General features: G+C 60.2%; 10 protein-coding genes and 3 tRNA genes. 3 read left to right on the forward strand and 10 right to left on the reverse strand.

The features are described 5' to 3' along the window. Positions 1 to 2 precede the first annotated feature (2 nt). From AB5750_RS07380 to AB5750_RS07425, 10 genes are all read right to left on the reverse strand, one after another. Positions 3 to 76: transfer RNA gene (locus tag AB5750_RS07380), tRNA-Ile, on the reverse strand. 4 nt (positions 77 to 80) lie between these two features. Then, a tRNA-Ala gene (locus tag AB5750_RS07385) sits at positions 81 to 156 on the reverse strand. A gap of 67 nt (positions 157 to 223) precedes the next feature. After that, a tRNA-Ile gene (locus AB5750_RS07390) sits at positions 224 to 300 on the reverse strand. 301 nt (positions 301 to 601) lie between these two features. Then, positions 602 to 3313, reverse strand: coding sequence for a DNA gyrase subunit A (gene gyrA / locus AB5750_RS07395; RefSeq protein ID WP_368145951.1), 2712 nt, complete (start codon positions 3311 to 3313; stop codon positions 602 to 604). 41 nt (positions 3314 to 3354) lie between these two features. Next, positions 3355 to 5385, reverse strand: coding sequence for a DNA topoisomerase (ATP-hydrolyzing) subunit B (gene gyrB / locus AB5750_RS07400; protein WP_055310298.1), 2031 nt, complete (start codon positions 5383 to 5385; stop codon positions 3355 to 3357). 105 nt (positions 5386 to 5490) lie between these two features. Continuing rightward, positions 5491 to 6054 carry a DciA family protein gene (locus AB5750_RS07405; RefSeq protein WP_368145945.1) on the reverse strand — a complete coding sequence of 188 codons (564 nt, stop codon included), beginning with the start codon at positions 6052 to 6054 and terminating at the stop codon, positions 5491 to 5493. Beyond that, positions 6041 to 7147: a DNA replication/repair protein RecF gene (gene recF, locus AB5750_RS07410; RefSeq protein WP_368145944.1), complete on the reverse strand. Its 1107-nt coding sequence runs from the start codon at positions 7145 to 7147 to the stop codon at positions 6041 to 6043. The genes AB5750_RS07405 and recF overlap by 14 nt, the downstream gene beginning before the upstream one ends. A gap of 9 nt (positions 7148 to 7156) precedes the next feature. Next, positions 7157 to 8260, reverse strand: coding sequence for a DNA polymerase III subunit beta (dnaN, locus tag AB5750_RS07415; RefSeq protein ID WP_368145943.1), 1104 nt, complete (start codon positions 8258 to 8260; stop codon positions 7157 to 7159). Between the two features lie 238 nt (positions 8261 to 8498). Then, positions 8499 to 10223: a DnaA ATPase domain-containing protein gene (locus AB5750_RS07420; RefSeq protein WP_368145942.1), complete on the reverse strand. Its 1725-nt coding sequence runs from the start codon at positions 10221 to 10223 to the stop codon at positions 8499 to 8501. A 15-nt stretch (positions 10224 to 10238) separates the two neighbouring features. Then, a complete protein-coding gene (locus AB5750_RS07425) occupies positions 10239 to 11591 on the reverse strand; it encodes an ATP-binding protein (protein WP_368145941.1) in 1353 nt (450 codons plus the stop codon). Positions 11592 to 11936: 345 nt separating this feature from the next. Between AB5750_RS07425 and rpmH the strand changes: the two genes are divergently transcribed. The 3 genes from rpmH to yidD are packed head-to-tail and all read left to right on the forward strand — an operon-like array spanning position 11937 to position 12651. Next, entirely contained in the window at positions 11937 to 12071 is a 135-nt protein-coding gene (rpmH, locus tag AB5750_RS07430; RefSeq protein ID WP_019127408.1) for a 50S ribosomal protein L34, read from the forward strand. A 20-nt stretch (positions 12072 to 12091) separates the two neighbouring features. Next, complete coding sequence (gene rnpA, locus AB5750_RS07435; protein WP_368145940.1) at positions 12092 to 12430, forward strand: ribonuclease P protein component; 339 nt, start codon at positions 12092 to 12094, stop codon at positions 12428 to 12430. Then, the gene (yidD, locus tag AB5750_RS07440) at positions 12427 to 12651 is read left to right on the forward strand and encodes a membrane protein insertion efficiency factor YidD (protein ID WP_082222962.1); all 225 of its coding nucleotides are present in this window, start codon (positions 12427 to 12429) and stop codon (positions 12649 to 12651) included. The genes rnpA and yidD overlap by 4 nt, the downstream gene beginning before the upstream one ends. Positions 12652 to 12680: the final 29 nt, after the last annotated feature.

The following is a 12680-nucleotide window of genomic DNA, read 5'->3' on the forward strand; positions in this document are numbered from 1 at the left end:
CGTGGACCTGACAAGATTCGAACTTGTGACCTCCCGGTTATCAGCCGGACGCTCTAACCAACTGAGCTACAGGTCCATCATGGTGGAGGTTAGGGGGATCGAACCCCTGACCTCAGGCTTGCAAAGCCCGCGCTCTCCCAGCTGAGCTAAACCCCCACGGAGACAGTAATAAACACCCCAGCGGCGACTCGGCTCTCGCTGGGGTGTTTATTGCGAAAGAAAGTGGTGGACCTGACAAGATTCGAACTTGTGACCTCCCGGTTATCAGCCGGACGCTCTAACCAACTGAGCTACAGGTCCATCGCGCAAGGGATATATTAGACGAGTCGTTACGCGCGCGTCAACAACTTTTTTTGAAAATCTTTGAAGGGTGTTCGCCCCGGTCGCACGGCGGCATGTGAAGTCGCCTACTCGGACAGTCCTGACTCGCACAGAGAGCACATTAAGCGCTCTCTGGCTCGTGCGGAACTCGCGATCGACTTCACATGTCGCCGTGCGACCGGGGCGAACACGAGTCCCAAGGTTTTCAAAAAAGCGGTCGGCGCGCAGTGCGCCGACCGCCGATATATGGGGTCTGATATTTTCTACCAGCCAGGGCCTCTTACTCGTCGAGGAGATCTTCTGGCATGTCGTTGCCGTCGCCTAGATCGACAGGGGTTTCTTCGGAAGCAGAGCCGTTTTCTGTGGCTTCGCCTTCGGGCTTTTCCTTGGCTGCCGTCATGCGGGCGACAGCGCATACGCGGTCGTTGTCGTCGACGGTCATCATCTTGACGCCCTGGGTGGCGCGGCCGGTCTGGCTGATCTCGTCGGTCTTGACGCGAATGACCGTCGCGCCCTCCGTCACGATGAACAGCTCGTGCTGCGGGCCCACCGTCTTCATGGCCGCGAGGTTACCCTTACGCTCGGTCATTTGAATGGTGTAGACGCCCTGACCGCCGCGATTCTGCTCCGGGTAGTCCGCGACCGGCGTGCGCTTGCCGTAGCCGCGCTCGGTGATGACGAACAGGTCACCGTTGCCGTTAGTGACTTCCATGCCCAGAACGCTCACGCCGTCCTTCATACCGATACCGCGAACGCCGCTGGTATCGCGGCCGGTGGCGCGCACCTGCTCCTCGGAGAACATGATCGCCTTGCCTGCGGTGGTGGCCAGGATAATCTTGTCGCCCTCGCGCACGCGGCGCACATTCAGCAGCGCGTCGTCGTCACGCAGGTTGATAGCGATCAGGCCGTCGCGACGGCTGCGGTCATATGCGCTCATCACGGTCTTCTTGACCATGCCGCTCTTGGTGGCAAACATCAGGTACTCGTCGGCTGGGAACTCGCGGCAGCTGATGACGCTCGCGATCTTCTCGCCCTCCTCGAAGGGCAGCAGGTTGACGATCGCGGTACCGCGCGCCTGGCGCGTACCCACCGGCAGCTCGTGCACCTTCAGGCGATAGACCTTGCCCTTGCTCGAGAAGAACAGCACGTACTCGTGCGTGGACGCGATGAACATCTCATCAATAACGTCGTCCTCTTTGAGGTTGACGCCCGACACGCCCTTGCCGCCGCGCTTTTGGGCACGGTAGGCGGCCACCGGAATGCGCTTGACATAGCCGGTGTGGGTGATGGTCACGACCATATCCTCGTCGGCAATGAGGTCCTCGACATCCAGGTCCTTCTCAACCTGGCTGATCTCGGTGCGGCGCTTGTCGCCGAACTTCTTGGAGATCTCGCGCATCTCTTCCTTGATGACGCCCAGGATCTTCTCCTCATGCGCCAGCAGGTCCTCGTAGTAGGCGATGGCGCGGCGCAGGCCGTCCAGCTCTTCCTGAATCTTGTCGCGCTCCAGGCCGGTCAGGCGGCGCAGCTTCATCTCGAGGATGGCCGTGGTCTGCTCGGGCGTAAAGCCAAAGCGCTCGATCAAGCGGCTGCTGGCCTCGGAGTCGGTCTGCGAGGAGCGGATGATGCTAATGACCTCGTCGATATGGTCGAGAGCCATCAAGTAGCCCTCAAGGATATGCGCGCGGGCCTGGGCCTTCTTAAGGTCGAAGCGGGTACGGCGGGTGACCACGTCGACCTGGTGGTCAATGTAGTGCTGCAGCATCTCGCGCAGGCTCAGGCATTTGGGAACGCCGTTGACGAGTGCCAGGTTGTTGGCGCCAAAGGTCGTCTGCAGCGAGGTGTACTTATACAGATTGTTGAGCACGACCTGCGGAATGACGCCCTTCTTGAGCTCGATGACCAGGCGGATACCCTTCTGGTTGGACTCATCGCGCATATCCGAGATGCCCTCGATGCGCTTGTCGTTGACGAGCTGGGCGATCTTCTCCTGCAGGGTGCCCTTGTTGACCATGTAGGGAATCTCGGTAAAGACCAAGCGGCTGCGGCCGGTCTTGGTGGACTCCACATGTGCCTTGGCACGCACGGTAATGGAGCCGCGGCCGGTCTCGTAGCTCTGCTTAATGCCGGCGCTGCCCATGATGATGGCACCGGTGGGGAAGTCCGGACCGGGCATGATCTGCATGAGCTCGTCGACGGTGGCGTCGGGGTTGTCGATCAGGTAGCAGGTGGCCTCGATCGCCTCGGTGAGGTTATGCGGGGCGATGTTGGTGGCCATGCCGACGGCGATGCCCTGGCTGCCGTTGACCAGCAGGTTGGGGAAGCGCGCAGGCAGCGCCACGGGTTCGGCGAGCGATTCGTCGTAGTTGGGCTGCCAGTCGACGGTATCCTTCTGCAAGTCACGCAGCAGTTCCATGGCGGGCTTGGCCAGGCGGCTCTCGGTGTAACGCATGGCTGCCGCGCCGTCGCCGTCGATGTTGCCGAAGTTGCCGTGACCGTCGATGAGCGGCGTGCGCATGGAGAACCACTGCGCCAGGCGGACCATGGCCTCGTAGACCGCGGAGTCGCCATGCGGGTGGTACTTACCGATAACTTCGCCGACCGTCCAGGCCGACTTCTTGTGCGGGCGGTTGGGGTAGATGCCGCTCTCGTTCATCGCGTACAGGATGCGGCGATGCACCGGCTTTAAGCCGTCGCGCACGTCCGGCAGGGCGCGCGCCGTGATAACCGACATCGAATACTCGATGAACGACTGCTTCATCTCGCGACCGAACTCCGAAATCTGGAGCTGGCCGCCGTTGATATCCTCGCCGGCCGAGGCGCCACGGTCGACTTCGCCAAAACTCTCCTCGAGCTCGCCGTCGTCATCCTCTTCCTCGTCATCATCGACATCGGGGTTATAGGCGTCCGGGTCGCCGTCCTCGCCCTGCTCAGCACGGGCAAGCAGGCGCTTCAGATCGTCGGGCATGCCGGCATCGCCGGCCTCGTCCATACCCCCGTTATTATTGATATCGTCTGCCACGTTACCTCCTCTTAAGCGTCAAGGAAACGCGCGTCATGCGCATGTTTTTCAATGTACTCGCGGCGATAGCCGACCTCGGAACCCATCAGCTCGCGCACGGCACGGTCCGCCACCACGGCGTCCTCGATCGACACACGCTGCAGGATGCGGGTCTTGGGGTCCATCGTCGTCGAGGCAAGCTGCTTGGGGTCCATCTCGCCCAGGCCCTTGTAGCGCTGGACGGTATAGCCCTTGCGCTTTTTGGTGATCTTGCCGTCCTTGGCCTTGCCATCCTCGTCGTTATCGTCGGGGTTCAGGCCCAGGCTCTGGATGGTGTCGCGCAGGATCTCGTCTTCGGGCTGGCGGCCGTTGGGATACACGTAGTGGATCTTGTTGCGCACCTTAATGCCAAAGATGGGCGGGCAGGCAACATAGACGTAGCCGGCATCGATCAGCGGACGCATGTACTTGTAGAAGAACGTCAGCAGCAGGATGCGGATATGCGCACCGTCGACGTCTGCATCGGTCATGATGATGATCTTGTGGTAGCGCGCCTTGGTGATATCGAAGTCGCCGCCGTCGCCGGCACTCGTCGTGACGCCGCAGCCGATCGCGGTAATCAATGACTGGATGGTGTCACTCGAGAACGCGCGATGGTCACCAACGCGTTCGACGTTCAAAATCTTGCCGCGCAGGGGCAGAATCGCCTGGATGTCTCGGCGACGGCCGTCCTTGGCTGAACCGCCTGCCGAGTCACCCTCTACGATAAAGAGCTCGGTCAGCTCGGCATCGCGCACCGAGCAGTCGGCGAGCTTACCGGGCAGGGACGCCGTCTCGAGCAGGCTCTTGCGACGGGTCGCTTCGCGCGCCTTGCGGGCGGCGTTGCGGGCCTTGCATGCCTGCTGGGCCTTCTTGACGATCTCGCGAGCGGGCTTGGGATGCTCCTCGAGGTAATCGGCGAGGCCGTCGGTCACGATCTTGAGCGTCAGCGCGCGCATATAGGAGCTGCCGAGCTTGGCCTTGGTCTGGCCCTCAAATTGCGGGTCGGGCAGCTTGACCGAGATAACGGCCGAAAGGCCCTCGCGCACATCGTCGCCGGTCAGGTTGGCGTCTTTTTCCTTGAGCAGGTTCTGTTTGCGCGCGTAGTCGTTGATCACACGGGTGAGCGCGGTGCGGAAGCCCTCAAGGTGCATGCCGCCCTCGGGGGTGTAGATGTCGTTGGCAAACGACATGACGTTCTCGCCGTAACCGCTATTCCACTGCAGGGAAACCTCAACCTCGCCCATCTTGGTCACAGGCGCGTCCGGGTCCGATTTGCCCTCGATGTAGATAGGCTCCTTAAAAGCCTCGGGGACGTCCTTGCCCTCGTTGAGGAACTTGACGAAGTCGATGATGCCGCCCTCGTAGCAAAACTCCTCCACATGGGGAGTCGCCTCGCGCTCGTCGGTCAGCACGATTTTGAGGTTCTTATTGAGGAACGCCGTCTCCTGCAGACGGTTGTGCAGCGTATCGAAATCGTAGATGCAGGTCTCGAAGATCTCATCGTCGGGCCAGAAGGTGACGGTGGTGCCCGTCGAATCCGAGGTGCCCACGACCTCCATCTTCTTGACGGTCTTGCCGCGCGAGAACTCCATCTCGTAGGTGTTGCCGTCGCGACGAACCTGAACGACCACGCGCTTGGACAGTGCGTTGACGACGGAGATGCCAACGCCGTGCAGGCCGCCCGAAACCTTATAGGCCGAGTTATCGAACTTACCGCCGGCGTGCAAGATCGTCATGACGACCTCGAGCGTCGGGATCTTTTTAACAGGGTGCTCGTCGACGGGGATGCCGCGCCCGTTGTCGACGACCGTGATGGAGTTGTCGGCGTGGACCGTCACCTGGATCTCGGTGCAGAAACCGGCCATGGCCTCGTCGACGGAGTTGTCAACGATCTCCCACACCAGGTGATGCAGACCGCTGGCGCTCGTCGAGCCGATATACATGCCCGGGCGCTTACGAACGGCCTCGAGACCTTCGAGAATCTTAATCTCGCCGCCATCGTAATCGTTTTCGTTTGCCACACGTCCTCCTTCAGTCAAGAAAATGTGTACAGCCTTACTAGTTTATCGTAAAAAAATACCCTCGGGAACGAGGGTATTTGGCTCTACAAGGCCACCAGATGCGATTTAAGGCTCTTTTTTGCTTTGCACGCCCTTGGCCCACTCGGCGCTGGCTCTCATGGCATTCTCGAGGGCCTCGCGCAGTTTTTGGTCTTCGATGGGCGCCACTTGGCGCTCAATCTCGGTGCGCTCGGCCTCACTGAGGTCGGCGTGCGGGGCCGGCGGGCGCTCGGTCGTCGCCGGGCGCAGGCGCTCCTTGGCGGCGGGCGGCGTGTGACCGGGCGCGGTGGTTTTGAACACCAGGCCGTCCATATGCGCACCGGCGCGCTCCATGCGCGCGCGAATGATCTCGCGCAACAGCGTCATTTCCTGCGTCCACGAGGGCGAATCGAGATATACCAGCAGCTCATTGGACTCGGGCAGGTAGCGCAGGCCCGTCACATGCCGCCCCTCGCGCGTGCCCGAGCACACCGCGTTCCACGCGCGATAGACCGCGCGCGACTCCTCGGCAGCCTCCATCTGCGCACGGCGCTCAGGTGTTGCAGCCGCCAGGATGCGCTGGCGCTCTGCGTTTAAAAACCCACTGAAGGCGACCGTTTCGCTCTCGCGCTCGTAATTAGCACGTCTCACCCATGCTCACCACCTTGGCTCGATCAAGCAGGTCATCGGTAAAGTACCCCAGGTTGGTCGTGGTTATGACCGTCTGGATATCATCGCCGATCAGCCGCAGAAAAGCACCGCGGCGCTCGCCGTCGAGTTCGCTCATCACGTCGTCCAAAAGCAGCAGCGGGGCGGTGCCCAGGACATCGCGAGCCACGGCCACCTCCGCCACCTTCCAGGCCAGAACCAACGTTCGCTGCTGACCTTGGCTGGCAAATGAGCGGGCGGAGCGGCCCGCCACGGCAAACTCAATCTCATCGCGATGCGGTCCCACCAACGTCACGCCGCGGCGAATTTCCTCGTCGGCGTGCTCATCAAGGGCAGTCAGCATGCGCTCGTACGCCCAGCCCTTCAGCTCTTCGCGATCCTCGACCTGGGGCAAATCCCCCAGCGTGGACGTATAGGTCACGCTGGCAGCCTCGCCGGACGCCACTTGACCGTAGGCAGTGTGCACATGGCCCGCCAGCCGGTCGAGTAGGGCCAACCGGTGCACGAGCAGGGCCGAGCCCGCGCGGGCAATCGAATCGTTCCACGCGCCGAGCATCTCGCGGCAGCACCAGGTCTCCTTGAGCAGGGCGTTACGCTGGGTCACGCAGCGCCCATAGGTGCTCGCAAGATCGGCATAGCGTGCGCTCAGTTGCATGCCAAAGTCGTCGAGGGCGGCGCGGCGCACACTGGCGCCTCGCTTAACCATGTCCAGATGGTCGGGGCAAAACAGCACGCTCGGCAGAACCCCGCGCACACCGGCGGCAGAGCACCTCTTGCCGTTGCGGCTAAACGAGCGCTTACCGTCCTCCGCGCTCAATCCCATATCGAGCACGCGGCCGTCGCCCTCGAGCCTCAGCTCGACCTTGCACGAGCCCACGCCGTCATGGACGAGCTCGGCTGCGGTCGGATGCCTAAACGAGGCGCCGCTCGTCAGCAGCTGCAGCGCCTCTATGAGATTGGTCTTTCCCGCCGCGTTGGGTCCCGCAAGTATCGTCACGCCCTCGTCCAGGGCAAGGCGATAGCTATCGAAGCTGCGGTAGTGCGCGACGGAAAGATCGCGGGCGAACATGGTCATGGCGCAGCGCTAGATGCGGACCGGCATAACCAGGTACAGGTAGTTGATCTTGTCGTAGGACTTGAAGATGCCCGCCTGCGAGTAGCTCTTGAGCTCCAGCGTGATCTCCTTCTCCTTGGACAGGGCATTGAGGCAGCCGAAGATGTAGTGGTAGTTGAAGGCGATGGTACCCGACTCGCCCTCGGCCTCGACATCGATCGTCTCCTGCGCAAGGTCCTGGTCATTGGAAATGGAGGACAGGCCCATCTGCCCGTTCTCGACATCGATCTCGAACTTGACAGCGGGGTTGGCGCTCGCGATAACGGCCACGCGCTTGAGGGCGGCGTTAAAGGCGGCGACGTCGATCTTGACGCTCGTCACGCACGAATCGGGGATGAGCTGCTTGTAGTTGGGGTACATGCCCTCGATACGGCGCGACACGTAGGTGGTGTTGCCGGCCTCGAAGACGACCTGGGTGTCGGTAGCCCCGATCATGATGGTCGCCTGGCTGGCCATGATGTTCAGCGCGTCGTTAAAGGCGTCGGCCGGAACGTTGAGCTCAAAGGAGCCCTCGAGGGTCGAGGTCTCGACCTGCGTATCGCACACGGCCAAGCGGAAGGAATCGGTCGCCACCAGGCGCACGGTGTTGTTCTCGACCTTCATGTGCACGCCGCCCAGGATGGGGCGGGCCTTGTCGGTCGAGGTGACGCGCCACACGCGGCCGACCATTTCGGACAAGATATCGGTCGGCAGCTCCACGGCACTCTCGATGGCATAGGTCGGAAACTCGGGGAAGTCATTGGCATCGAGCGTGTTCAGGCGGAAAGAGCTCTTCTCGCAACCAATCAGCACCTGGCGCTCGGACAGCTCAAAGGTGACCGGGGCATCGGGGAGGGTCTTGGTGATATTGGAGAGCATCTTACAGGGGATAACCATCTCGCCCTCTTCTTCGACATGCGCCGCGATGCGATGACGGATCGAGATGGTGTAGTTAGAGGTCTGGAATTCCAAGATGCCGTCTTGCGCCTTGACGAGCACGCCCGACAGGATGGGAAGGGTGGATGCCGAAGCGACACCCTTCATAACGACGCCGATGGCTTGTGTAAGCGAGCTCTGGCTGACGGTGAACTTCATCTTTTAATACCTTTCTATAGATATAAATATCTTAATAATAGTAATAGCACTGACGAAACTGTTGATTACTCCCAAAGACGCAGGTCAGACCCAGAAAGAGAATCGACAGCAACCTGTGTGCAACAGGGGTGGTTTTCCACGTTCAAAACCTGCGCAAAACTTTTCATCACCGCGGGTTGGGTTTTAGACACCTTATGCCCGTGGTTTCGACAAGTTTTCAACAGGTGTCTCTATTTCCCTACGAGCGCAGTGTAATTTTATCGCGCAACGATTTGAGATCTTCGGTGACGGTGCGGTCTTCCTGGATCATCTTCTGGACCTTTTTGTAGCTCGTGCTGACGGTCGAGTGGTTGCGGTTGCCAAATTCGGCGCCCACCGCCGTGGTCGTCATCTCGCACATCTCGATGGCCAGGTAGATAGCGATATGGCGTGCTTTGGCGATATTGGCGTTGCGACGCGGGCCGATGAGCTCCTCGTGCGTCACGCCGTACTGCTCTTCGATGACGGACTGAACCGTCTGGACGTTGATCTTTTTGGCCGATGTGTCGAAGTACTGGCTGGCGATGGCGTCGATATCGTCAAAGGTGAGTTCCCCGCCCTCGCGCTCGCGGTCGCCCGCCTCGCCGGCGCAGCGCTCGCAAAAGCTCTCGAGTTCGCGGATGTTGGTGCCCGAGACCTCGGCCATGTGTTTAAAGTGCTTGTCGGTCAGGTGCCCGCCGTCGCCCCCATAGGCCGCCAGCAGCGAGTCGTCGCCCGCCTCGGGAGCGGCGACGATGGTGTTCTCGTAATAGCGCTGCAAGATCTTGTATTTCATCTCGTAGCTGGGCTCTGCGACCAGGCAGAGCATGCCGGCGTTGAAGCGGCTGGTCAGACGCTCGTCCATGCTCAGGTCCTTGGGGGCGCGGTCTGCCGCGATGACGACCTTCTTGTTGTTGCGGATGAACTCGTCCATGAGCTGGAAAAAGTAGTCCACGCTCGCGCGCTTGCCGATGATGTTTTGGATGTCATCGATGATGAGCACGTCCACGCCGTGGTACGCCTGCATGATGGGAGCGTTGCTCTTCTTTTGGCGGTCGAACTCGGTCATCAGGTCGTCCAGATATGCCTGGGAGTTGGCATACTTGACCTTGATCTCGGGCGACTTCTCGGCGAGCTCGTTTTTGATGGCAAGCAGCAGGTGCGTCTTGCCTAGGCCCGATTTGCCGTAGATGAACAGTGATGTGCACGTGCCGCGCTCGTCCGCGAGGGCGGCAAACTTGAGTGCCGAGCGATAGGCATGGCTGTTCTCGGGGCCGTAGACAAAGTTCTCAAAGGTAAATTTTGAGTTCGCGGCGAGCGGGGCTCCATCCGTATTCTGCTCGGCCGGCACGGTCGGTGCTGGCATGGGTGAGGCGGGGGTCGCAGCTTGCGTGGATTTAGTCGGCGCTCCGCCCTTCATCTGGTTCATCATGCGACGAAAATCATCGGCCGAGAGCGTGTTCTTGATTGCAATGCCCGAATCCGCGCCCGCCGCTGCGTCGTGAGCGATGGGCATGTGCGTGACGGGTGCGTTCGTTGACGTCGCCGCCGCGGCCGGCAACGGTGCCATGGTTTCACGGGAAACATCGCTGTGCTGGTGCTCGATTGTCGGCACGTCGCCTGCGGAGGCCGGCACCGCCGGGGAAGTAGCGGGAGCCGTGGCGGGCGCCGTCGCGGCAACGGATTCCGTCGCGGCGCCTTGCGGTGCCACGACGTCGAGCGCAATCGGTGCAAAGGCGATTTCTTCCAGATAGGCCTCAATGGTTGGCTGATGCTTTTTGAGCTGCGCGATGGCAAAGCGCGAGGGGGCCTCGATCGTGAGCGTATCTTCGGTCAGGCTTATGGCGCGCGATTGCCCCAGCATGTTGATGAGGCGTGCATCTTGGCCGTCGCGCTGGCAAAAGGCGATGGCATCCCCCAGGATGATGCTTGCTTCCTCGTCCACTGTCTCTCCCGTTCTTTAGCTCTGAGCTCGCACGCGAGCGGCGCCGAGTTCGGTCAGATGGTATTTCTGGCCATGCTTGATGACCAAGCCGGCCTGCGCCAAGTCATTGAGCGTGCGTGACCAAGTGGGGGCCGAGTTTCCAAACGCCCTCGCCAGATCGGTTGCACCGCACGCTTGATTTTGCGCCAGATAGCCCAGCGCGGCGTTGCCGCGATCGCTTACGAACACGTCCGGTTGTGGCTGCGCATACTGATTTGCTGCATTAGGATACATCATTTGAACTGCTGGTTGTTGAGAACTCTGCATCGGTGGCATTTGCTGTTGAAAACTTTGAGGCCACTGTTGGTAAGGCTGCGGAGGCATCTGCTGGGCCCAAGGGCTGTACTGCTGCTGCGGCATCTGCTGGTACGGCTGCTGATATCCCTGCTGGTACTGCTGCGGGAACTGCTGGCCATACCCCAGTGGCGGCATCTGCTGATATGGATATCCCTGTTGGTACGGCTGATAGCCCATTTGCTGGCCACCCGGTGCCCCCGTCGCCTGCTGCATTGCTGCTGCATCCTGATCCGCCAGCGGCACGGTCTCTGGCATGTTTGGCGGCATCGACATCGATGTCGCCTGGGGCTCTTGTGTAGGAAGCATTCCGGGATGCTGCATCTGCCCCACGGGGGGCTGCATCTGCTGCGTTGCCATGGGCTGCTGCGCAAAAGCTCCCGGCAGGGGATATGTGGGCTGCTCCGTCTCGGGCCGCACGGCAGCACCGCGTCCGCCGGCGCGCTCGATTTCCTGCACGCGTTTAGGGTCCAGGCTTACCGTAACCACGGTGCCGTTGCCCATGTTGTCCTCGATGGATACGGCACCGCCGGCGTTTTCCAAATACTCCTGCACCATGGGAAACCCTGCTCCGGTTCCACGGATATAGCGCTTCATCTTGCTGTTTGCGCTGGTAACGCCAAAGTCGAAAGCACGTTCCTTGTCGTCGATGCCGGGTCCTTGGTCAGCAAAGCGGATGGTGTCTCCGCCGTCCAGAATCGAGATGATGGGCTCGGCAAAGTGTGCGTGGATAAAGTTTTCGACAATCTCGCGGATGACCATGAGCGAGATATGGCCACCTTGTTCTTTCATGCACTGGTAGACGGTGTTGGTCGTCTCTTCCAAATACGTGCGGACATCTTGCGGATCAATGACGATCACCCGCGGTGTCGACAGCATGTCGTCATAGACGGCGATGCGCGCGGCGTACATGGCTTTTGGCGCCTGCGTGGTCGTCTGCTCGCCTTCCGCACGCTCTTCGCGCACGCCGGTGATGTGCTCGTTGTCGGGTGCCGGGTCTCCGGAATCGACCATGGTGTAAAAGTCGTCAGACATGCCGCTCGCAATCTTTCAAAAGGTTTCGAACAAATAGTAGCTCACCGTGCAACGTTTCTCATCTTTCGACAACTTTTCAAAACTTGTTGAAAACTTTGGAAAATGGGCGAAAAGTTCTCAACATTGCCAACATGACCTGTTGAAAACTCGATGAAATATCGTGAAAGGTTGCCATGAGGCGCAAATTTCGGTTGTGCTTATGGGGGAACCGTGTGAACTGCGCAACCTTTTACCTTTGATTTCTTGACATTTGAACATTGATTTCCCTACAATCTTCAAGCTCACGTGTCTATATCTGCGTCCGCGTCCCCGCGGACACTCGAAATGCAGCAGGAGGAACTTAAGATGAAGCGTACGTATCAGCCTAATAAGCGTAAGCGTGCCAAGACCCATGGCTTCCGTGCCCGTATGGCCACTAAGGGTGGTCGCGCCGTGCTCGCCCGTCGTCGCGCCAAGGGCCGCAAGCGTCTCACTGTCTAGCAGCGATACACACATCTCGCATGAAGACTATTAAGTCTCGGCAAGATTTCGAGCATGTGTTCAGTCGGGGGCGTCGTTTCAATCACCCTCTGATTCGAATGACCATATGTGAATCGGTTGGCGAAGGCGACTCCGGAAGGGTCGCCTTCGTTGGTGCTAAGCGACTCGGTTGTGCCGTCGTGCGCAACCGATCTAAGCGTGTGATGCGCGAGGCCGCCCGCAGCTGCGGATTTCCCGTTGCGGGTTATGACATCATCTTGTTTGCAACTCCCAAGACGAGGGTTTCCTCGCCGCAGGAGATGGACAAGGCGTTGCGTTCGCTTATGAAGCGCGCCGGCGTTGCCGGGGAGGAGCGATGAGCAATCACGTTTTGCGACGTGTTGCCATCGCTCCTATTCGCATATATCAACAGGTTATTTCGCCCTTATTGCCTGACGCCTGCATTTATTACCCAACGTGCTCGCAATACGCCATCCAGGCGATTGAGAAGCACGGTGTTTTGAGAGGCTGCTGGCTTGCCGTGAGGCGCATCGCTCGTTGCAATCCCCTGCACGTCGGCGGTTATGACCCTGTGCCCTAGCGGGCACTCGCTATCGGAGGAAAACTTAC

It is taken from the genome of Collinsella aerofaciens (assembly GCF_040926185.1).
Lineage (GTDB): Bacteria > Actinomycetota > Coriobacteriia > Coriobacteriales > Coriobacteriaceae > Collinsella > Collinsella aerofaciens_BC.